Origin of the sequence: Gelidibacter gilvus, assembly GCF_004115975.1 — a bacterium.
In the GTDB taxonomy this organism is placed as follows: domain Bacteria; phylum Bacteroidota; class Bacteroidia; order Flavobacteriales; family Flavobacteriaceae; genus Gelidibacter; species Gelidibacter gilvus.
Genome location: NZ_SDDZ01000007.1, coordinates 175,737 through 199,702 on the forward strand (window position 1 = coordinate 175,737; position 23,966 = coordinate 199,702).

Sequence of the window (23,966 nt, forward strand, 5' to 3'; positions counted from 1 at the left end):
ACCTTAAAGTTGGAATGAAATATATGGTCTAAATCTTAAGATCAAATAAATTAAATGAGAAGTAATTCTATAGGCTATATGTCATCAAAGAAATCCCAGATCAGATGCTATTACCGTTAATTTAACACACTAAAGTTGGAATTGTAATGTGATAAGATCTCTAGAGGATGGCCAGTGTCCTCACATAAAAACCTAAGCGGTTTACAAGATGCTAATTAACCAAAGAAAATCGAAGTTATTAAAATCTTGCTTAATACTTGAAAGCCACAGAATTTCCATTAAAAGATTTTTTGTATAGTGGTTTTCTGAATCGAAAGGATATTTTGCCAGATCAATAGCTAAGCGTATTCAAACAACATTCAATAAAAAAAGAAATTAAAAAGCTGAACAATAAGGTTATTGTTCAGCTTTAATTATTCTATAATGCTCAAGAATGATGAGCATTTATTTTATTGTTTTATTTAACTATCACCTTTTGCGTCTTAATTTGATGGTCATTGTTAAGCTTCACCACATAAACACCAGTGCTCATCGTTGAGATATCCATAGTGTTCTCCGTCGTATGCGGATTGAGGGCTTTATTCAAAACCAATCGGCCTTGGATGTCATAAAGATATGCTGTTGTTGCACCGGTTAGTTGCCCCGTTATATATAAGGTCTTAGGCGATGCTGTTGTATAAATTCGCAAATTATCATTGGCATCCAAATCACCAAGGGATAGGGTTTTGGATGAATAATGCACATTAAATCGTCCAGAACCATCTATGTCCATAGTAGGCGTAAACTTAAAGACATCATCATTCAATAAGGTCAGTGTATTGTTTTGGGTATCTTCCAAATAGACCTTCACATTAGAAGGCAATGTGGAAAGATCATCAATGCTGATGGTCAACTCTTCACCACCTTTAGCTCTTATGCCCAAAGGAACGATCACATCATTGAAATCCTCATAAGGCAGCGCTTGGATGGCAATATCTAAACCTTTATTACCCTCTATCAAATTGGTGAAAAGTAAAAAATCAACCTTGGTGGCAGCATATGCGGCGGCATCATAACCGGGGTCTATTCCTTTGGTGCTCCCGTCCACAAAATACACGCTAGTACTCACATTACTGGCCCCTCTTATCAAGTTAAGTTTGCTCAACGCAATATTTTTGTTAGGTCTGCCTTGGATAAAGTCATCCGATGTGCCTGGTTTTCTCATCTCAGGCGTAAACTGAACTATTCCACCACCAATTTTTGATTTCACAAAGAATCCTTGGCCTGGTGCAATTTTCGGTTGTAAATTCGGATCCTCAAAACTTAAATTATTGAGAATTGTCCATTGGCCCGATTTACCCGTATAACCATACACGGCCTGATAGGCTTCTGCAGCTTCAAATTGATCCTTATTAACTTCAAAGAACATTTCAAAATCAAGATAAGATGAATATGGGTTTCCAATCAAGTTCCATAATCCCTTTTCAGGTGACCCAAAAATGGCTATTTCTATTGGATTGTTAGTAATTGATCCTTTAAAAACCAAGGCATTACCATTGTAGGTAGCTGTTCTATATCCTTTACCTGAAACAATTGGTTCTTCCAAAGTATGTGCACTTCCAATATTAATATTCTCATACCGATTGGCAGTGACACTAAATGGAGCAAACGCAAATTCTCCAGGATTTTCAGGATTCTCAGGCAAATTTGAATTTTCCGCTACAAACTGAGCATCAAATTGACCGCCAAATATTGGAGACGAAATTAAATCATTACCGCCGCCTTCTGAAGTACCCATTTTATTAACATGGCGGTAATAGTGCACTTGTCCAGTAACCCAACCATTATGGATCAAACTCGAAAACGAATCAGAGCGTGAATTTAAAATGGTAGTGTTTACTGTTAAAATAACATCCTTATCATCAATCCGTAATGCTGCCCCAGGTTGGATGGTTACGGTGTTTGCCATGGTAGGCTTTGATAGTAGGGCCACACCACTTTCGATTATAATATCATCAATTAGTTTAGACTCTCCGCTTGGATTGTCAGTCACCCAACCGTCATTAAATACATAGGTTTGGGGCTGATGCACATTTATTTTGACAACTTGTTCACATTCTGTAATCACTGAAGTTTTTATTCGAATTTCTGCAGCGGATGCCCAAGGTCGTTCTTCTTTCATACTTTCATCCCAAGGTCCTAAGGATACCAAGCTCACATATCGGCCTTGCATAGCTGGGAATTTAATGGTTTTAAGGTTATCATTATATTCCCACACACCGTCTGCCACTTTTTCCCCCCAATTTTCTTCAGTTGGTGGATCACTACTAACATATATTTCATATTTTTCAATAGTCCCATTTAAATGGTCTTGTCTTGGTAAATATTCTAAACCAGAGACATGAACAGTTTCTTCTAACCTTAATACGATATAATGAGGTGGATATTTCAAATCTAATTTAGGTAGCCACTGAGTGTGCCAGAAGCTACTTGGGTTACCATCAATTGCACGGACAGCAGGAGCATGCTGAGTTTGACCTTCCGGTTGCTCACTACTAACACTTTCCACACTCAAATTTTTAGCTGTAAAATCTTGTTGTAGGGTAACATTTATGGTGTATTCCCCCGACTGTGCCGTAGTCATATTTTGTAAAACATGACCATCAAGAAGATCACCCTGAGGGTTTTTTATTGTAAATTCAGCTTTATCATCATCAATAAAGAAGTTAACCTTATCATTCACAACTACTGAAATCTCCTTTCTCAAATTAAATCGATCGTCTTCATTTACTTCGTAACTGAGGGTAAAATCATCACATGGACCTTCAGACACCAGATCTTGACGTTCTTTGTTGTAAATAGCCAATATTTCGGCTTCTGAAAGTGCTACATCGTACAATTTGAATTTATCCATTCGTCCATCCAGCTCATCAGAAATTCCGTTATAATTGGTATAAGATGGCAAACCTGACTTACGGGAATCGTAAAACCCAGAAAGAGTAAAAGTGTTGTTGGTTAAGTTATCAGGTGCGTTGATTTTCAAATCACCAGTTACAGATTCAGATTTAATCATTTCACCGTTCACGTATACTTTTGCAATTGAACTATCACTATCGTAAGTCGTTACAAAATGCTCCCACTCTCCAGGAGTATAATATTCCCCTGTATAACCGTTGAAATGACCACTTGGGCCACTTGTATGTGTCCAAAATTCCACCTTAAATTGTCCGTCATGGTAGCCCATAAAGAAAGAACGATCATAATCATGTGAAAATATGGCAACATTTGGAATTTTATTACCCGCTTCTGGGACCACACTGCCTGTATTTCTATTGACCCATGCCATGACGGTGATTTTATTTTTAATTCCGTCTAAAGATGGCGACGATGGTATTTCTAGAATAGAATGACTTAAATGTTCCTTCCCATCCATCTCCAAAGCATTTCCGGATAAACCATCTGAACTCCAATACTCTCGAGATAAATTTGTTTCATTACCCTCGTCATCGCGTTCTTTAATGGTACCATGATTGTTTTTACCTGAAGTATCATGAACCAAATCCCCTTCACCTTCATAAAAGTCAAACTCTACCAAAAGGTGTTCACCTTTAATTTTAGAATCTGTTTTCCCCACCATTACAGTTTCTGCTATACTTGGCACATCTGCTTGATTGATGGCGAATAGCATATAATAGCCCGGAGGCATCAGCAGAGCATCTGGCATAGTAATGGTGTAGTTACCATTATTTCCTTCAGTGAACTGTACAGGAACGCGACGTTGCTCATTATTGATACTGTGCGTTGCCGAAGACATTCTAATAAAGGAAAATTCTTTAATGTTCGGCGTCGCTTTTACTGTCAATTCGGTGTTATAGTAAGCATTCTCAGGCGCATTTAATTCGGGACGGTCGGCCAAATCACCATTGGCATTAAAAAGATAAGGCGGACTAAAAATTTCAGCATCTTTATGGTTTCTATCTTCACAATTACCACAAAGGCCGCCGCCGCCCATAAATACGCGTCCATCCTTTAAAAGAATACCGGCACTATGGTAGGTTCTTGGCACTGTCATACTTGCTACTGTTCTAAATTCTTTACTATCTGGATTAAATATTTCCGCAGTTAATATATGTGGTCTATCCCAAAACACCACTGCTCTATCTAAACCTCCTAAGATTAAAACTTCCCCATTTGGAAGAACCACACTACTCACGTAGGTTCTTGCTTTGGATATGTTATTTTCTGTAGGAGTTACTATGACATCTTCATCATTAAAATCAATAATAAGCGATATTTCACTGCTGGGTGTGCTTTTAGAATAAGATCTACTTCCCCCCACTTTCAAAATTTTACCGATATCATACATGGCGGTTGTTCCGTTCATAGACATAGGATCATTACCTCTTTTACCAATGAATTCATATGAACCTAGCTTACCATTAGAATCAATCCCATCCACATCAATCCAATGCATATTCTCTCCTGGACCCGCATGAAAAATTTTACCATTTGGGGCAGCATATAACCACGCGTGATTATCTAGTCGATATTCACCTTCAGGCTCACCACTGGAATCATTTTGATTCCAAAGCATATTGCCCGGCAGGCCTGGAAGGTGTACCCATCCAGTTTTTTCCGTCCATAATTCCCCATCTTTGCCCCCGTCAGGAGTGCTTTCATTCCATGAACCTCCTATAGTAAATGCAGAACCATTTGATAAAGTTACGGCACCTTGATAACCTCTAGGAATATTCATGTCTTGCGCAGCGGTCCAAACTTCGGTTTTAGGATCATAAATGCTGGTCTTTTCATCCGAGCTCCCTCCGGTGACCATTAGTCTCCCATCTGCGAGGTTGTTGATACCAGGGCAAAACATATCGTGATTGGTGTCAGTCACCGTACTTGGCAAGACTGCTCCATGTTCGCCAATACTTGGATCAAAAATTTGAGTAAAGGTGTAACCGTCGGCGCCACCAAAATTATCATGATATTTGGATGACCAAGTCACTAATCTCCCATCAGGCAGGTTAGCAACGGCAACAGGAACGATCTCAAACTGAATTGGAGGGCTCCATCGCCCCACGTCTTGAGGACTTTGAGAAAAACCATTAAATCCTACAAATAAAAGTAGCATAAATAGTTTAAAATAATCTGAAGTATAAATATTCATAGCAATATAGAAATTATGAAAGTCATTGAATGTAATTTTCAATTCTTGCTTTCATAGTTAATTTAAAAGTTAATCAAAAGGGGGATGGTTGTTGGCTACTAAGCACAAAATTATGCACAAAAAATGACAACGAATTTTATATTAGTTCAACTGCTGAAATTGTCGACAAACCATCGTTTTTGTCTACCAATAAAGAGGATAACTCCTTTGTTTTAATAAGCTTAGACTTATAACAAAATAACCGATGAAGCATTCAGTAATTGAAGTGAAACCAACGAAGTAAAATTTATATGAAGTGAATATTAAAATTGGATCTTGTTTAAATATTTATAGTTCCATTAAGGAGTTTTAAAATTCAAACGGATGAAAATCATGTGAATATCTTTGATTACACCATCGACTCCAAAATCATCTCAATATCCCTTTCCGTAGTGTCAGGATTGATGAAACAAAAACGTGAGACGGTTTCAAAGGTATCGCCGTTTTTCCATTTGGTAGGGGTGACCAAAGCAAAACCTTTACGATGGTTTTCGTAGGTCCATTCGGTATAATCTTCGGGTTGCCATCCTTTTCTTCGGTATAATACACAGGATAAACTGGGTTCTCGCACCAATTCCAGATCAGGATGGGCTGTAATCATTCTCCCGGCAATCTGCGCCAGTTCAATGCCACGCTCTACCGCTTCCTTATACCGATCTGTACCGTGGGTAGCCAATGAAAACCATAAGGGCAAGCCTCGGACACGACGGGTCAACTGGATCTGATAATCGGTGGGATTGAAACCATGTGCGCCTTCGTCCTTAAAAATATCCAAATAAGAACCTTGTTGGGAATGGGCGTTCTTTGCGAGTTCTGGTTCTTTATAAATAACGGCACCACAATCGTAGGGCGAAAACATCCATTTATGCGGATCGATGGTCACGCTATCTGCCTTTTCGATGCCATTAAACAAATGACGCACCGAATCGGCTACCAATGCGCCACCGCCGTAGGCCGCATCCACATGGAACCATAAGTTTTCTTGCTGGCAAACGGTCGCAATATCGTCTAAATCATCAATAATTCCTGCATTGGTTGTGCCAGCGGTAGCAACCACTGCAAACAATCGTTTGCGTTCATGCACGGTCAAGTTTTGAATCTGCGATTTTAAATCCTCGCCAGTTAATCGCTCTTCAGAATCGACCAAAAGAATATCGACATCGGCTACTTTAGCCATCGCCTTAATGGACGAATGCGCACCAATTGAGGTGATGATCAATCCCTTTTCTCTTTGATATTCTGGATTTTCACGCCAATGTTCTCTTGCCGTTACAATGGCCGATAAATTTGCTGCGGTACCACCACTCGTAAACACACCAAATGAACCTTCTGGCATCCCGGTTAATGATACGATCCATTTCATGGCTTCATTTTCACAAAAAATACCGCCAGCACCTTCCATCCAATAAGCCCCGTGGATGCTGGATGCCGAGGTGACCAAATCAAACATGATGGCTGCCTTTGTAGGCGATGCTGGCACAAAGGCAAGATTTCGAGGATGGTCTACAGGCACATTCGCCGTTGCCAAATGGTCTTTCCATAAATTGAAGGCATATTCGCCACCAATCCCTTTAGCGGTAATGGTTTCTCCGACCAAACTTTTGAGTTCTGATTCTTTTTTGGGCTTGCCTATGGTATGTTCGGTAGCTGAGATACGTCCAATGGCATATTTCATAATGTCCAAGGTCATCTCAATCAAGTTCAAATCGATTTTGTGCATGCTTTTCATAGCTTCAAAAGTATTGATTTGAAACGTCTAAAATTAAAAATTCGGGTCTTAAAGGTTCTAAATTTTCAACCAAATGCTGAATGATACCGTCGCCATATTCCAAATAAAACTCTGAAATATTTAGGTGCCGCTCTTGCAGACTTTGCCTTGGAAACAATTCATCCTGTAGGATTTTAACGCGTTCCAATACATCTTCCATTTTTCGCTTTTGTGCTTTTAATAAGCGCTGCTCAAGATTCTCAATCCCTTTGATTTGCTTCACTTCCTGTGCGGCAACCGCACCCTTAAAGGATTTATCGGTTTGCTCTGCCAAAGTATATAAATCTTCAAATTGCTTCTTTAAATGTTCTTTTTGAGGCGTAAAATCGATGTTGATATCAGAAATGGACTTGGTGACCTTAGTCATCAAATCATTTTGATTTAAAAATAGATCAGCAACGGAAACATTCAATTTATTAAGTTTTTCCTTTTGTCTTTCAGTGATGAGCAATACCGAATTTCTTAAAAGCAAAATTGGAAAGGTCACGTCCTGTGCTTCAAAATTGGATTTTAATTGCAGCCAATAGGCCAATTCTCCGCCCCCGCCGATATAACATAGATTGGGAAGAATAATTTCTTGATACATGGGACGCAAAATCACATTCGGACTGAACCGTTCGGGATGCTCGTTAACCTCAGCAAGCAATTCGTCTTTTGTCCAACGGATATCAGTATCCAAAACACCAAACACGCCATCGGTCTCTAAAATGCGTTCTCTTAAGTTTTTATTGAGATAGAATAAATTAATTTCTCTGGGATTGACTTGTATTTTATAGTTGGAAGGCAATGTATTGATGGCCTCATTGGTTTTGGATACGTTTTCAAATGCTGTTTGCTGAATCAATTCTTCAGCAATATAGGGCATGTACATTTTTTTTAATATAGGATCGTTCCCATCCAAAATGACCAAACCATAAATCGCAAACAATTTATTCACCAAAAACCGAGTGGCCTCTGTTAAATTACCATGCTCCAAATACGCTTGTTGGAATAGCTTTTTTAAAGATTTAGCATTTTCACTTTTGTCCAACTGTGCCGCAAACACTTCATAAACATGATCTAAACCTTCCAAATCCAGTTCGCCTACAGCGCCAGATGCATCACGATTCCACTGTACTTTTTTGCCCTTAAAATTAAAGAAGTTGATTTCTTCAAAATCATGGTCTTCTGTAGCCATCCAAAACACAGGCACAAAATTAAAATTGGGATAGGCGGCTTTTAATTCCTTACATAGATTAATCGTAGAAACAATCTTGTAGAAAAAATACAAAGGTCCCGTAAACAAATTCAGCTGATGCCCTGTAGTAACCGTAAACGTTGTGCCGTGTTTTAGGAGATCAATATTGGTGAGGGTCATGGAAGAAATACTCAACCCTTCATATTGCAGCATGAGTGCCTTGACCAAATCTGCTCTATTGTTCTTATTATAATTTAATTGTTTTTCTTCAATCTGCTTTTCAAAATTCTCGAGTTTTGGAAAACGATTATAAAATGGTTTGAGATTTTCCTTTTCATCTAAATAATCGCAAATCAATGAAGAAAAATAATTGGTGTCTTTAAATGGGATATAATGGGTTGGCATATTCGAATTTAAATTTGAATTGTAAAGATAATGCTCTTAACTTTTTTTGAGTACTAAATTAAAGTTAATTCACTTTGGCTTCCTATCTTTACTCAACTAATTTATTCCACACCTCTTCATTATGCATAAACTGCCCGTTTTTCTTTTTGTTCTATTGAGCCCTATTTTTGTATCACAAGCGCAAAAACTCCAATCCCCATCAGAGTTTCTTGGTTATCAATTGGGCACCGAGTTTTCAAGGCACCATCAAGTGGTGGACTATTTTAAGATGGTAGCGGCTCAAATGCCCAATCACGTGAAACTTGAATCATACGGAGAGACTTATGAAAGACGACCACTTTACACGGCGATTATCTCTTCCGAAGAAAACATAAAAAACCTTGAAACTATCCGACAAAACCATCTAAAAAATGCGGGTATTCTTGATGGGAATCTAACCTCCAACGACATTGCCGTGGTTTGGTTGAGCTATAATGTGCATGGGAATGAGGCGTCAAGTACTGAAGCTTCAATGAAAACCATTTACACCTTATTAAAAGAAAAACAAGAGTGGTTGAAAAACACTGTGGTAATCATTGATCCATGCTTGAATCCCGATGGTCGTGACCGATACGTCAATTGGTACAATCAAACAAAAAGCACACCTTATGATATTGATCAACAAGCCAGCGAACAAAACGAACCTTGGCCAAGAGGCAGAGCCAACCACTACCTATTTGACCTCAACCGAGATTGGGTTTGGGCGAGCCAAAAAGAAACTCAGGCACGACTAAAGGTTTATAACAAATGGTTGCCGCAAATCCACGTCGATTTCCACGAACAGGGCATCAATGATCCGTATTATTTTGCGCCAGCCGCCGAACCTTTTCACGACATCATCACCGATTGGCAACGTGATTTTCAGACGCAAATTGGAGAAAATCACGCAAAATATTTTGACGCCAACGGTTGGCTGTACTTTACACAAGAGCGTTTTGATTTGCTCTACCCAAGTTATGGCGATACTTACCCAACTTATATGGGTGCTATTGGAATGACCTATGAGCAAAGTGGTCAAAAAGGCTTAGGGGTTTTGAATGACGAAGGTGACATTCTAACCTTAGTGGACCGTTTGGAACATCATTATATCACAGGTTTGTCTACGGTAGAGATGGCGTCTAAAAATGCTGAAAAACTGAATGCAGAATTCAAGAAGTTCTTCACAAACAAGAATCTCAAGTACAAAAGTTATGTTTTACGTGGTTCTTCTGATAAAATAGACGGACTGAAAGCATTATTAGATAAACACGAAATCACTTATGGTGCCGCGGCGTCAGGAAAGATTTCAGGTTACAGCTATAATGACAGCAAAAACGGCAACCGCAATGTGAATTCTGAAGACTTAGTGATCAGTGCCCATCAACCAAAGGGTCAGATGGTTCAAGTGCTATTTGAACCCCACACACATTTGGCTGATTCCATTACTTACGATATTACCGCTTGGAGTTTGCCTTATGCCTATGGATTGGATGCTGTGGCGAGCGCTAATTTGGTCGGAACAACAACGATTGAAAAGACTCTAGAATTAAATGCTAAAAACGCCAATGCCGTAGCATATGTCGCCAAATGGGACCATATGAAGGACGCTGAGTTTTTAGCCGAATTATTAAAACAAAACATCAAAATCCGTTTCACAGAAAAACCTTTAACTACCAGGAATTCGGAATCTTTTGATCGGGGTGCCCTAATTATAATCAGAGGTGACAATAAAAAAGTTGAAAATTTTGATGATATCGTCATTGCCGCCGCCAACAAGTTTAAGAGGAAAACGGTTGCTGTTACTAGCGGATTCTCAAAATCAGGTCCTGATTTTGGCTCGCCCGATGTCAAGTTGGTCAATAAACATAATATTGCAGTGCTCTCTGGCAACTACACCTCGTCTTTGGGCTATGGTGAATTGTGGCATTTCTTTGAACAGCAATTGCATTATCCTGTTACCTCAATCAATACCGATAATTTTGCAAGAACTAACCTCGACAAATACACGGTTTTGGTCATTCCAAACGGATATTACAGCAAATTCTTTAACGATTCCAATTTGGAAAAACTTCAAACTTGGGTCAAAAAAGGAGGGAAAGTGATTGCGATTGATGGCGCTTTAAACATTTTCGCAGATCATAAAGATTTCGGTTTGAAGACCAACGCATCTAAAGACACTACCACTGTAAAAACTAACCTTATTGCATATGCAGAACGCGAGCGTGAGGACACCAATAATTTGATTACGGGCACTATTTTTAAAACGGAAGTGGATCATACGCATCCACTGGCATTTGGCTATGACAAAAATTATTTTACTTTAAAATCAGGATCTACCGCTTATAGTTTGCTGGAAAAAGGCTACAATGTGGCCTACTTAGGTCAAACCCCGAAAAAAGCATCTGGATTTGCCGGAAAGAACACCTTAAAAAATCTTGAAAACTCTCTGATTTTCGGTGAAGAACGCCTTGGTAACGGAAGTATCATCTATATGGTTGACAACATCCTTTTCAGGAACTTTTGGGAAAATGGCAAATTATTTTTTGTAAATGCCATTTTCTTCGTGAACAATAGTGCCTTCGAATAATAAAGTACGACAACTAACAGCTAAAGTCATTTGGTACCTCTGTTTTATTTTGTATTTTAATAACAAAAAATAATAGGTTATGAAAACTAAAATAAGTTTCGCGTTCCTCGCTTATAAATACCATTTGCTCTGTGTCCTATTTATTGTTTTTGGCGGGATGACTAGTTTTGCACTCAACCTTTTCCAGGACCAAGAAGTAGTACAAACTTTTTCCGAATTTAAAGGCGTTGTGGTTGATAGCAAATCCAAAGCACCTTTATCATTTGCAACTTTAACTCTTGATGGAACGAATATCAGTACGGTGACCAATTCTGATGGCGAATTCTTATTAAAAGTTCCGAATTCAATGCTCAACAACGCTATCAGTATCTCTTTTTTAGGATATCAAGTCAAGACAATTCCGCTTTCTAACTTAAATGGTGATGATATTCAAATTTTACTTGAAGAATCTATGATGCAGCTTTCAGAAGTTAAAATTAATGTACCCAAAGATGCGCAAACCTTGGTGAAGGCCGCTTTGGACAAAAAGGGAGAACATTATATCAATGAAGAAACAATGATGACCGCTTTTTATAGGGAAACCATCAAAAAAAGACGTCGCGATGCCTCTTTATCTGAAGCGATCGTTGAAATTTATAGAGAACCTTATAGCTCTACTAAAGTAGATAAAATCAAACTTGTTAAAGCACGAAAAAGCACGGATTATACCCGACTGGACACCTTGGCGGTCAGATTGCAAGGCGGTCCTTTTAGCGCCCTTTATGCCGACATGATTAAATATCCACAATATATATTTCCTGAAAACAATCTTTCCGAGTATGAATTCTCTTTTGATACCCCAACTGAAATCAATGACCGTTCGGTTTATGTGGTAAAATTCAAACCACGAGCAGAACTTGAACAACCGTTGTATTATGGAAAACTTTATATTGATGCCGAAACTTTTGCACTGATCAGCGCCATTTATAATTTGAATGTTGACAATCGGGAATTGGTATCACAAATGTTTGTCAGAAAAAAACCCAATAAAGTTACCGTTTATCCAACAGAAGCCGCGTATCGCGTAGATTATAGAATCAAAGACGGCAAATGGTTTTATGGATATAGCAACCTTCAATTAACCATGAAAGTCAATTGGAAAGGCAGATTGTTCAATAGTGTTTACACGTTAAGCAGCGAAATGGCCATTACCGATTGGGCAAGAAGTCTGGACGATTCCTTTACCCGAAAAGAAACCTTACGACCTACGGTAATTTTAAGTGAGCAAGCCTCAGCTTTCTCTGATCCAAACTTTTGGGGCGAATATAATATTATCGAACCAGAGAAGTCCATTGAATCTGCCATCGATAAAATCAACAAACAAATGGAGAAACGAAAGGGTAAAGAGTAAAGGTTATTTTCTATTTTTTATTTTTATTTTTTATTCTCTTCTTCAGCATTGCAACAGCTTAAAAAGAGTGGAATTTTGATTTTTCAACCTTACGTTCTAAGAAATTACTATTTTAAATTTTAATTGATTTCCAGATGTCGTGCAACACCCAGCTCGAAAAAAGAACGCAGTATTTATCGGAATTTTAAAGCGTGATAGTTAAAATTTCATAAGGTTTAAACGTTCAACTTTTCTTTCATTTCCGAATAATGACGGTTCAATATCACAATTCAAAATTGAGAATACTTTATGTCACAAAAGACACCAAGAAGTCACAAAAGACCCAAAGAAACTTGGGCATAACTTTCGGGGAATTGTTGATCCACCTAAGAACTGTCAACTGAAGATTACTCACTACTCTCTACCCTCTATTTATTAAAACCAACTACGCCTTAGATTTCCGATAAGCCAAATAAAATAACTGCGGCAACACCGTCAAGGAAAGAACAGTACAAATTAGAATACCACCCACAATCATAATGGCCAAAGGTTTTTGAATTTCAGAGCCCATTCCGTTGGAAAGTGCTGCTGGCAATAATCCCATGGCACCCATTAAGCCAATCATTACAATTGGTCTGATTTTTTCTTTCATACCTAAAGAAATTGCATCTTTTAAACTATGGCGCTCTCGTAATTTCTCATGAATAACGGTGATTAAAATGAGTCCGTTAATTGTAGATACCCCAAAGAGAATAATAAAACCGATTCCTGCCGAAATACCAAAAACCGTTCCCGTAACCCATAAGGAAATCAAGCCACCAACAAAGGCAAAAGGCAAGGTAAGTGCAGCAATAATGGTATCTTTCATATTTCCAAAATTCATATACAACAAGAAAAGAATCAACAATAATGAAATAGGCACCACCACCATTAATTGCTTACTGGCACGTTCCTTACTTTCAAATTCTCCCGCCCATTCCACTTTGTTGTACGCTGGAATTTCTACTTCAGCCTCTACTTTTTTCCGTGCTTCGGCAATAGTACTTCCCAAATCGCGACCTTCAATGCTAAAACCAACCCCAATATAACGGCTGTTACCTTCTCGATAAATAAATGCAGGGCCGGTATGAAAATCAATAGTGGCAATTTCCTTTAATGGCACATGATGGCCATCATAAACAGGAACGAGGATATTACCAATAGCGTCGGCAGATTCCCGATGTTCCTTTTGATATCTAATGCGCACGTCAAACATCCGTTCACCTTCATAAAAAGTAGTGGCTGCCTGACCTCCAATAGCCATGGCTACCACCGATTGTGCATCGGACATGGTCACGCCATATTTTGCCATCTTATTGTCATGCAACTGAATTCGTAATTCGGGTTGGCCGATATTTTCATACACATTTAAATCGGTTATGCCTTCAATATCCCGGATGGCATCGGCAACTTCATGAGCTTTTCCTTCCAATTCAAAGAGATCATCACCAAAAATTTTAATCACCAAAGAACTTTTTACACCAGCGACATATTCTTCAACGTTGTCTTGAATAGGTTGACTAAATCCGAAATTGATCCCAGGATAAGTTTCCAAATCATCGTGTATTTCGGCCATTAAATCTTCTTTTGAAATGTCACGTTCCCAATCGCCTTCAGGCTTTAATTCAATATGAAATTCGATATTGAAAAACCCAGTAGGATCGGTGCCATCATTTGGACGTCCGGTTTGGGTCAACACAAATTTTATTTCATCGTGCTGGCGTATTTTTTCTTTCATCTCCTGCGCCAACTTAACCGATTCGTCAAGATGGATACTAACCGGTAAGGTGGCGCGAACATAAATGGCGCCTTCATTTAGTTTTGGCAAGAACTCCGTGCCGTAATAACTGAATTTTACAGCACATATCACCAGCAAACCGACAAACGTATACAAAGTGGCTTTTCCATGTTTGTCAGTAAACTTATAAAGTTTGAAAAACTGGACATTGAAAAACTTTGAAACGATACTCTCCTTATCATTGACGCCTTTATTCAAAAGGACTTTACACATGGCCGGCACATAGGTCAAACTTAAAATCAAGGAGCCTAAAAGCGCATAGCCCAAAGTAAAGGCCAATGGTGAAAACATCTTTCCTTCAACTTTCTGGAAGGTAAAAATTGGCATCAGCGCGACAATAAGAATAAACAAGGCAAAAAAGATGGGTGTTGAAACCTTGCCCACACTCTTTTTAATAATGCCCAGTTTTGATACTTTAGAGAATTTATCTTTCCCCATGAGGCGTGATTTTATTTGGAGAGAAACAAAAACCTGTTCCACAATAACCAAAGTTCCTTCCAAGAGCAGGCCAAAATCGAGCGCACCCATAGATATTAAGTTGGCCGGCAACCCTTGAATCCGCAACATAATAATGGCAAATAAAAACGAAAGCGGAATAACCGACGCCACAATCAGAGTGGTTCTCCAATTATAAAGAAAGATGAATACGATCAACGATACCAAAATCACCCCTTCAATTAAGTTGGTCGTTACGGTACTCACCGTGGTTTCAACCAATTCTGATCGGTCAATAAAAGGAACGATCTCCACATTTTTTGGTAGAATCCGGGTGTTGAGTTCATTTATCCTGGTTTTTAGACCTTCAATAACATCAGCGGGATTCTCACCTCGCAACATGATCACGATGCCCTGAACAAGATCATCATCTTCATCAAGTCCCACTTGGCCCAATCTGGGTTTCGCGGCAATAATCACTTCGGCCACATGTTTTACCAAAACTGGCGTAGAACCATTTACTGTAATTAGGATGTTTTCTATGTCTTCCACACTTTCCAACAAACCAACGCCGCGCACCGCATACGCTTGATCACCACGCTGGATCACATCACCACCAACATTGATATTGCTTTTGGATACCGCTTCATAAACATCTAAAGGCGAAAGGTCATAGTTTTTTAATTCGCTGGGATTTATCTGGATTTCATAAATTTTTTCCTCGCCTCCAAAACTTGCTACATCTGCAACGCCCGGAACCGATAAAAGCTCGCGTTCAATGACCCAATCGTGAATGGCGGAAATTTCTTTGATAGGTAAATCACTTTTCACCACATATCTAAAAATCTCACCGGTGGCTCCAGAAGGAGGTTCAATTTGTGCATCACTTCCTTCGGGCAAGGACAAACCTTGAAGTCTATTGGATGCATATTGTTGGGCATAAAAATCTTTAACATCATCATCAAAGATAACGGTCACCACCGAAAGACCGAATAAAGATGTGGAGCGCACTTCGGCCTTTTTCGGGATGGTATTCATTTCCTTGGAAACAGGCAGGGTAATAAATTTCTCTACCTCTTCCGCACTTCTACCCGGCCATTGTGTGATGATGCGCGCTCGTGTATTAGTGACATCTGGAAATGCTTCAATCGGAATTTTGATATAATTAAAAATTCCAGCAACCAACAACAATCCTGTTAGAAAAAATACAATAGTCGAGTTTTTTAAGGAAAACCCAACGATACCTTGGACAAATTTCTTCATGGATAAGATTTATTTTAGAGCTTTTAAGTGGTTGTAAATCAGCAATTGATTTTTTGTGATAATTTGTTCGCCTTCTTCAATGTTATTTTCAAAGTAGACGGTGTTGGAGTTTTGGATGTTGGGCGTCACCTTTCGGACTTCGATATCGCAATCGGATTTATACAGCACCAAGAAATGTTGGTTGTCATCAAAAATAAGCGCACTTACAGGAGCCGCATTAGCCATAAGGCCGTCCTCCTTTTCAACGGTAACATCCACAAGCATTCCTGGCATGAGTTTGCCGTCTAAATTATCCATGACGATACGTGCTTTTAGAACACGTTCATTGGAATCAAACACTTGTGAGATCGCATTTATTTCTCCTAAAAACACCTTATCGGCGTAAGGCAAGGCTTTTATTTCTACCGGCATGCCCTGTTTTACATAGGGAATATTACCCGCGTAAATATTGGCCATGATCCAAACTTCCTTTAAATCGGAAATTGTAAAAAGCGGATCACTTTCTGCCGAAACCTGCATGCCTGCTGCCACGTTTTTACTGATAATCGTTCCAGAAGTGGACGCTCTCACCTGAAACACGCCGCGCTCAGTACTTGCGCTATACAAATTGAGCTGCGCATTTGCGTTTTGAAGTTCTGCTCTCAATACATCCAAATTACTTTGTGCTTCAATCAAATCTCTTTGAGAAGCGATCTTATCACGATGCATTTCCTGAACCGATTCCAATGCGCGTTGCGCGACGAGAATTTGGGATTGCAAACTTGATTTTTGTGAGGTGAGGTTACTCAGTTCACTGCTCATCATTTCCAAAAGCAATTGTCCTTTTTTAACCTCTTCACCTGAAGAAAAATAGGTTTTGGTCACCACGCCACTCACCAAACTTACAAAATGAACTAGTTTGTCTGGATTGGCTTCCACTTTGGCATTAAGCAAAATGGACTCAGTTATAGGTCTTTTTTCTACAGGAACTTTGATGATATCATCTTTCATGAAATCATTAAGGCAAAACGTAGCTTTTTCTTTTTGAATGATAAGTTCATTTTTAGTTTTCGCGCAGCTACTCATAAGTAAAAGCAGAAAAGCAAAAAGAGTCAGACGGTATAAATTGGTGTTGTACATTTTTTAGGATTGAATAAGTTGTTTTTAAATTTCTTTTCCGATGGTGTATTGGAGCTTTTCCAATTGCAGATGGATTTCTTTCTTTGATTCGAGGATGATGCGTTTATTTTCCAAATAAGCCTCTTGAAAATCTAAATATTGGAGTAGACTGATATTCCGACTTACAAAATTCCTGGTGTAACTTTCGAAAATTTCGTCTAAATCGGTTTCAAAATCTGAGTGTATGCTTTCATAAAACATTAAGGCAGTTTGGAAATCTTTAAAATGCTGATCAAATTCGGCCTGCGCCCTTAGTCGCATGTCATTGGAAAGAATGTTGGTGTTTTCGATACCGAATTGCGCATAAGATATAGCGCCTTGATTTCTATTAAAAACAGGTAAATCTATGGACAGCCCAAATCCGAAGAAACTTGGCCAAATGCCCCCTCCACGATCGTAAGAGGAATTCAAATTGATATCTGGAATGGCTTGCGATTTTTCATAGGTCAGTAAACTCTTGAAATGCTCATTTTCCAATTCGGCCAATTTCAGATCAGGTCTATACGTAAAGAGTTCTTGTTGAAGATTTAAAACATCGAGATTTTGAAGCTTTGGTAAATTGGGCGTAAAATCATCTTCCTGCACATATAAACTAACCGGACCAGTAATGCTCAACAGAACTTTTAATTCCTTTTCCGTTTCGTTTTTCGCTTTGGAAAGTTCATTGATTTCTTTGGAAAGTTCCAATTGCAAGGTTTGAAGTCGCATATAGTCGCCTTTGCTAATATGATCGTTCTCAAGTTGTCGTTTATAGGCATTTAGAAGATTCTGGATCAAATCGCGTTGTTTGAAAAAAACTTCAGTGTACAGCTGCAAATACTGTAATTCGGTGAGTGTATTTCTAAACTCGTATTTCAGATTCCGAAGGAGTTCTTCAAATTCCTGTTCCGCGACCTTAACGCCAACACTTTCAATAGCCATCAGTTTCTTACGCTTTCCGGCGGTGATAATTTGTTGTTCCAGTTGAACTGCAAACTGTGTGTTTTGAGCAACCTTTCCAAAAACCTGAGGTAGTGGCTCATCTAAATAAGACAATTGTTTATTGGTGCTCCATAGATTTATTTCTTCAACGGTCAAGCTTGGATTTGGCCAAAGTTTTGCTTGTAGCACCATGGCTTCGGCTTGATTTATCTTGTAAGTCTCGGCAAGAAGCAGCAGGTTTTGTTTTAAGAAAAGTTCTTCATAGTGCTGTCGGCTAAGCTTTAGGGTATCTATTTTCTGTAATCGCCCAAAAACACTTGAGCTAATACCGATAAAAATCAAGAATGCAAACTTTGAAAAGATTCGTGCGGAACCCAATGTATTTTTACCACCAATGATGTTGTCTTTCATTTTCATGGTGGCAAAAGACTTCAAAACAAGCTTAAAAAGACCTTAAAATGGATAAAGTTTAGCTTAAAGATCGATTAATGAAGACGCATCAATTGCTTTGGAAAGGGAAGATCACGGTGAAGGTATTTAAATTCTTATGGTCTGTATGATACGATATTAACCCTTGGTGTTGCGAAATAATTTTGGAAATAAAAACAAGTCCCAAGCCAAAACCCGATTTACCTTTACTGTTTTCTCCTCTGAAAAAGTGTTGAAAGAGGAATTTCTGTTCGTCAATAGAGATGACAGGACCTTCATTAATAAAATCAACTTGAAGTTGTTTTTCATCAGTAATAATATGAATGCTGGCTTCTTTATTAGAACTGTAATGAATGGAATTCAACATCAGGTTCATAAATGCTGCTTTCAACAAAGGTGCAGAACCTTGAATGGTCAATAAGCTTTCGTTGTCCGTTTGCCCAACATAATCAACTGAGAATTCAAAATCCGGATATAATTGCAACAACTCATCCATCGTATCAAAAATCAGCTCATCCACCCGAATATTTGTTTTTGGAATGCTGTGGCCGGCATCAGTTTTTGAGAGCTCCAGTAAGAGGTTAATAATTTCACTCAGGTTTTTGGTGTCTTCCTTTTGACGATTGATCTGCGATTTCAAAACCTCCAAATCCGTTTCGTTTTCCATGCGCTCAAAATTCGAAACCAAAACAGCAATAGGTGTTTTTAACTCATGTGAAATATGGTTGATCGCATGTTTTTGAAAGGAAACCGCTTCTTTCATCCGTTTCATCAACTTGTTAAATTGTTCGGCCAAAACCACAATTTCATTTTCAGAACGTTTGACTTCAATCGGGATATAAAGCGTATCAAAATTATAATTGGTGATTTTTTCGGTGATGTCCACAATGGGTTCCGCGATGATGCGGGACAGGTAATAGGCTATTAAAACCACGACTAACGAAATGCCGAAAAACGTAATTAGCAATACGTACCGTAAAAAATCCAATTTTGAATAGCCCGATTCGTCAAAAGCCTTATTGATACCGTAGTAGGTATTGCTGTTGTATTTCACATAAACACCAACCACATCGTATAAGTCGGCTTTGGTTTCTAACCATGGATTGGCGATGGTCAACACTTTCAGGATGTTGTTGACATCTTCATCAAGGATTTGCAAATCGTCAATACTGGAATATATCAAGGTTTTTGAGTGGTCGAAAATCAGGAGTTTCTCATCGTAAAATTCATTGATACTGATCCGATCCATGGCCTGGATAATGGATTCATCGACTTGTCTAATTTCCGTTAGAAACTTGATGGTAGAGGTGATTTTCTGTTTTTGTTTTTGCTGAAACTCTTCTTCTCGATATTCATAGAAAAGCGTGTAAATAAAAAACAGGGTCATGCCCAACAAACTGATAATTGTTGCTGAAAAATACAATAGAATTTTTCGTCTAATACTCATCAGTCTTCAAAATAATAGCCGTAACCGATTTTGGTCTTGATGGATTCTTTATCAAATGGGCGATCGATCTTCTTTCTTAAAAAATTAATATACACTTCGATGGTATTGGTATTGGCATCAAAAGATTTTCCCCATATTTCTTGAACCAACCGCTGTTTGGAAACAATCTCGCCTTTTGATTCCAATAGTTTTAGTAGAATTTGATATTCTCTTGGAGTTAAGGAAATCTCTGTTTCCTGTCTGCTTACTTTTTTCAATCGCGTATTGACCTGAAGATCACCAGCAATAATAAGTTCATTTTCTTGACGATCAACAGGATTGTTTTGGCTGCGCTTTATAAGGGAATTGATTTTCAAAATCAGTTCGCGCATATAAAAAGGTTTGGTAATATAATCGTCGGCTCCCATTTCATAACCATGTACTTTATCTTCCAGTTCAGAAAACGCCGAAATCATTAAAATGGGCGTTGCCATATTATGGGTCCTGAAATCTTTCGCCAAGTCAAAACCACTTTTTCCAGGCAAATTAATGTCCAATAAGATACAGTCGAAATGTGATTTATTAAGAATCCGCTCCGCCAACAAACCGTCATAAACCGTTTCTACCTGCATGTTTTCTGCCAACAGCGCTTCTTTTATATTTCTACTCAGCTCTGGATCATCTTCGATAATAAGTATTTTCTTCACCCGAACGATTATTTAGAATACACAAAATTAAGTAATATTAAATTGAATCTGCAATTGTGAGGTCATCCTCAAGAGCAATAGAGATAAGGCTTCCAATCGGAATTAGTTCTTTACGGTCATGAACATTTGAATTATCTATAAAGAATAGTTCAGTTGAAACAAGTCATTTTGAAGAATTAGAGTCCAATCAACAAATTGATTCATAGGGGCAAAACCTTGCGTTTTAAAGCAAAAAATAAGACTTACATTTGCACTTAAAATCCTAAAAAAAGTGCTGAGATAGGTGCTTGTTTTTAGAGAATCCTGATCACACAAAAATTTCGTTTATGCAAGTTACTAAACCACATTTTCTCGATTTAATAAAGAATAAAAAATGGCGAGAATTAAAGCGTTCTTTACAGGACATGGATGCTTTGGACCTGTCACTGATGGTTGAAAACTTCTCAAAGAATGATAAGATCATTTTATTCAGATTGTTATCTAGGGAACAGGCCAAGAACGTTTTCAAAATGCTATCGCAATCTGATCAAGAGGAAGTCATTGAGGGATTGTCTGAGAATTCTCAAAAACTATCACGATTGCTCAACGATATTGAGCCTGATGATAGAACTGCGTTTTTTGAGGATTTACCTAGAGACATCGCACAAAGCTTTATTGAGATGCTCTCTCCCGAAGAACGAAAAATCACCGTTCAACTTTTAAGCTATCCAAAAGATAGTATTGGACGTTTGATGACGCCTGAATTTGTAGCGATTAAGGAAGACATGAGTGTTGCCAAAGCTTTTGAACATATTAGGGAGTTTGGACAGGATTCTGAAACTTTAAACGTCATCTATATTATCGATAACGACTGGAAGTTAATTGATGACATATCTATTAAAGACCTCATCTTAGCCAGTCCAGAACAACAGGTTTCAGAATTGCTGGATCATCGGTTTGTCTTTCTTAGTGCCAAGGACGATCAAGAAACTGCCATACAGGTTTTTAAGGATTATGATCGGGAAGCCATGCCAGTTTTGAGCGAAGAAGGTGTGCTTTTAGGGATTGTTACTTTTGATGACATTCTCGACGTTATTGAAGAAGAGTCTACTGAAGATTTCCATAAATTTGGATCGATTCAAAATGCCAGCAAAAACCCACTTAAGGAGCGCATTCTTATCCTGTATAAAAACAGGATTGTTTGGCTCGTTCTTTTAGTTTTTATGAATGTTTTTTCAGGAGCGGCTTTAGCAAGCTTTGAAGATGTTATTCAGCAAGTTGTTGCTTTGGTATTCTTTCTGCCTTTATTAATAGATAGTGGTGGTAATGCCGGATCACAATCGGCAACACTGATGATCCGCTATTTGGCGTTGGGCGAAATCCAATTATCCGATTGGTATAAACTAATTGGTCGGGAGTTATTGGTATCGTTTTTACTGGGATTGACCATGGCGGCCAGTGTTGCTGCCGTTGCGAGTTTTAGAGCTCCAGAAGTGATTGTTGTGGTCTGCATCGCGATGGTTATAAACGTGATGCTGGGAAGTCTCATTGGAATGCTTTTGCCTTTTATATTCACCAAGTTGAAAATTGACCCGGCCACGGCAAGCGCGCCATTAGTAACCTCTTTGGCTGATATTTGTGGAGTGCTGATTTATTTCTCTCTTGCAGCACGTTATTTTGGATTCTAAATAACGTATGCACTAGGGAAGCCAAAGCGATCTCTAATAATATTCAAAAGGATTTTATTTTTCTTAATAAGCCACGTTTAGAGCCAATCAATTCTGTAAATGAATTTAAGATGTCACCACTTCTCCATAAAGATCAAAATCTTCAGCTTCCGTGATTGTGACAAGGGCAAATTCACCCGTTTTTAAATAATTTTTAGTGGCATCAATTCGAACTTCGTTGTCAACGTCTGGCGAGTCAAATTCCGTGCGGCCTACAAAGTAATTACCTTCCTTACGGTCAATGACTACTTTAAACTCCTGCCCTATTTTGGCTTGGTTCAATTCCCAAGAAATTTGAGATTGGATTTCCATAATCTGGTTGGCGCGATCTTGCTTAACGTCCTGTGGCACATCATCTTCCAAATTATAGGCATGCGTGTTTTCTTCATGACTATAGGTAAAACAACCTAAACGCTCAAAACGCATGTCTTTGACCCATTGTTTTAATTCCTGGAAATTCTCTTCAGTTTCTCCTGGATAACCCACAATTAAGGTCGTTCTAATCGTCATTTCTGGAACTGTAGCTCTGAATTCCTTAAGCAGTTTCGTCGTTTTTTCTTTGGTGGTTCCACGACGCATGCTTTTAAGAATATCATCGGAAATATGCTGCAACGGAATATCGAGATAGTTACAGATTTTTGGCTCACGTTTCATCACGTCAAGCACGTCCATCGGGAATCCGGTTGGAAATGCATAATGCAAACGAATCCACTCCACACCTTCTACCTTAACAAGCGCTTCAAGTAATTCGGCGAGGTTACGTTTTTTATATAAATCGAGGCCGTAATAAGTTAGATCCTGTGCAATCAAGATTAATTCCTTAACCCCTTTGGCTGCCAGTTTTTCAGCTTCAACAACGATATCTTCAATAGGCGTCGATCTATGTTTGCCACGCATGATTGGAATGGCACAAAAACTACAAGGTCTGTCGCAACCTTCGGCAATTTTAAGATAGGCGTAATTTTTTGGGGTTGTCGTTAAACGCTCACCAATGAGTTCATGCTTATAATCTGCACCTAAGGCTTTCAATAATCCCGGAAGTTCCGTCGTTCCAAAATACTGGTCTACATTGGGGATTTCCTTTTGTAAATCTGGCTTGTAACGCTCACTCAAACATCCGGTCACAAAAACTTTATCTACTTCACCATCTTCCTTTTTTTGCATAAATTCGAGAATGGTATTGATGCTTTCCTCTTTTGCATTATTGATAAAGCCACAAGTATTGATCACCACAATATTGCCTTCCTCTTCATGCACCACATCTTTACCGCTCGCTTTGAGTTGCCCCATAAGGACTTCACTGTCATAAACATTCTTGCTGCAACCCAAGGTCACAACGTTTATTCGGTTCTTTTTTAGCGATTTCGTTCTCATATTCAAAAAAATTAAGTGTGCAAAGGTACGGAATAAAACGATTTAAGAATTACGATTTTCGATGGATAAATTGTCCATGCCTAAATAGCATTGACCACTTTTAGTTAGTGATTAATATAAAATTACTGATTCTTTCTTTCTTAAACATCTTATTTTATTTTCAAAAGCTACTGGATTCATTTTGTTTAATGAACTATG

General features: G+C 38.5%; 12 protein-coding genes. 3 read left to right on the forward strand and 9 right to left on the reverse strand.

The features are described 5' to 3' along the window. Window positions 1–457: 457 nt before the first annotated feature. The 3 genes from ESZ48_RS12935 to bshC all read right to left on the reverse strand — a co-directional run bounded on the left by ESZ48_RS12935 (window position 458) and on the right by bshC (window position 8,538). Complete coding sequence (locus tag ESZ48_RS12935) at window positions 458–5,113, reverse strand: galactose oxidase-like domain-containing protein (RefSeq protein WP_223266448.1); 4,656 nt, start codon at window positions 5,111–5,113, stop codon at window positions 458–460. A gap of 424 nt (window positions 5,114–5,537) precedes the next feature. Then, the gene (locus ESZ48_RS12940; protein ID WP_129017934.1) at window positions 5,538–6,908 is read right to left on the reverse strand and encodes a pyridoxal phosphate-dependent decarboxylase family protein; all 1,371 of its coding nucleotides are present in this window, start codon (window positions 6,906–6,908) and stop codon (window positions 5,538–5,540) included. A gap of 13 nt (window positions 6,909–6,921) precedes the next feature. Next, complete coding sequence (gene bshC, locus ESZ48_RS12945) at window positions 6,922–8,538, reverse strand: bacillithiol biosynthesis cysteine-adding enzyme BshC (protein WP_129017912.1); 1,617 nt, start codon at window positions 8,536–8,538, stop codon at window positions 6,922–6,924. Window positions 8,539–8,659: 121 nt separating this feature from the next. Between bshC and ESZ48_RS12950 the strand changes: the two genes are divergently transcribed. Together ESZ48_RS12950 and ESZ48_RS12955 are read left to right on the forward strand one after the other, a co-directional pair. Continuing rightward, window positions 8,660–11,143, forward strand: coding sequence for a M14 family metallopeptidase (locus tag ESZ48_RS12950; RefSeq protein ID WP_129017913.1), 2,484 nt, complete (start codon window positions 8,660–8,662; stop codon window positions 11,141–11,143). Between the two features lie 79 nt (window positions 11,144–11,222). After that, window positions 11,223–12,533 (forward strand): carboxypeptidase-like regulatory domain-containing protein, encoded by a 1,311-nt coding sequence (locus ESZ48_RS12955; RefSeq protein ID WP_129017914.1) that lies wholly within the window; start codon window positions 11,223–11,225, stop codon window positions 12,531–12,533. Window positions 12,534–12,957: 424 nt separating this feature from the next. On the opposite strand, the gene ESZ48_RS12960 is transcribed toward ESZ48_RS12955, so the two are convergent. From ESZ48_RS12960 to ESZ48_RS12980, 5 genes are all read right to left on the reverse strand, one after another. Further along, the gene (locus ESZ48_RS12960) at window positions 12,958–16,047 is read right to left on the reverse strand and encodes an efflux RND transporter permease subunit (protein ID WP_129017915.1); all 3,090 of its coding nucleotides are present in this window, start codon (window positions 16,045–16,047) and stop codon (window positions 12,958–12,960) included. 9 nt (window positions 16,048–16,056) lie between these two features. Then, entirely contained in the window at window positions 16,057–17,166 is a 1,110-nt protein-coding gene (locus ESZ48_RS12965; protein WP_129017916.1) for an efflux RND transporter periplasmic adaptor subunit, read from the reverse strand. Window positions 17,167–17,190: 24 nt separating this feature from the next. Next, window positions 17,191–18,537, reverse strand: coding sequence for a TolC family protein (locus ESZ48_RS12970; protein ID WP_190246260.1), 1,347 nt, complete (start codon window positions 18,535–18,537; stop codon window positions 17,191–17,193). Between the two features lie 88 nt (window positions 18,538–18,625). After that, entirely contained in the window at window positions 18,626–20,002 is a 1,377-nt protein-coding gene (locus ESZ48_RS12975) for a HAMP domain-containing sensor histidine kinase (protein WP_129017918.1), read from the reverse strand. Continuing rightward, window positions 20,002–20,688, reverse strand: coding sequence for a response regulator transcription factor (locus ESZ48_RS12980; RefSeq protein ID WP_129017919.1), 687 nt, complete (start codon window positions 20,686–20,688; stop codon window positions 20,002–20,004). The genes ESZ48_RS12975 and ESZ48_RS12980 overlap by 1 nt, the downstream gene beginning before the upstream one ends. Before the next feature lie 326 nt (window positions 20,689–21,014). On the opposite strand from ESZ48_RS12980, the gene mgtE reads away from it, so the two are divergent. After that, window positions 21,015–22,355, forward strand: a complete 1,341-nt coding sequence (mgtE, locus tag ESZ48_RS12985; RefSeq protein WP_129017920.1) for a magnesium transporter — start codon at window positions 21,015–21,017, stop codon at window positions 22,353–22,355. A gap of 105 nt (window positions 22,356–22,460) precedes the next feature. Here the strand turns inward: mgtE and rimO are convergent, their stop codons facing one another. Continuing rightward, window positions 22,461–23,768 carry a 30S ribosomal protein S12 methylthiotransferase RimO gene (rimO, locus tag ESZ48_RS12990; protein ID WP_129017921.1) on the reverse strand — a complete coding sequence of 436 codons (1,308 nt, stop codon included), beginning with the start codon at window positions 23,766–23,768 and terminating at the stop codon, window positions 22,461–22,463. Window positions 23,769–23,966 lie beyond the last annotated feature (198 nt).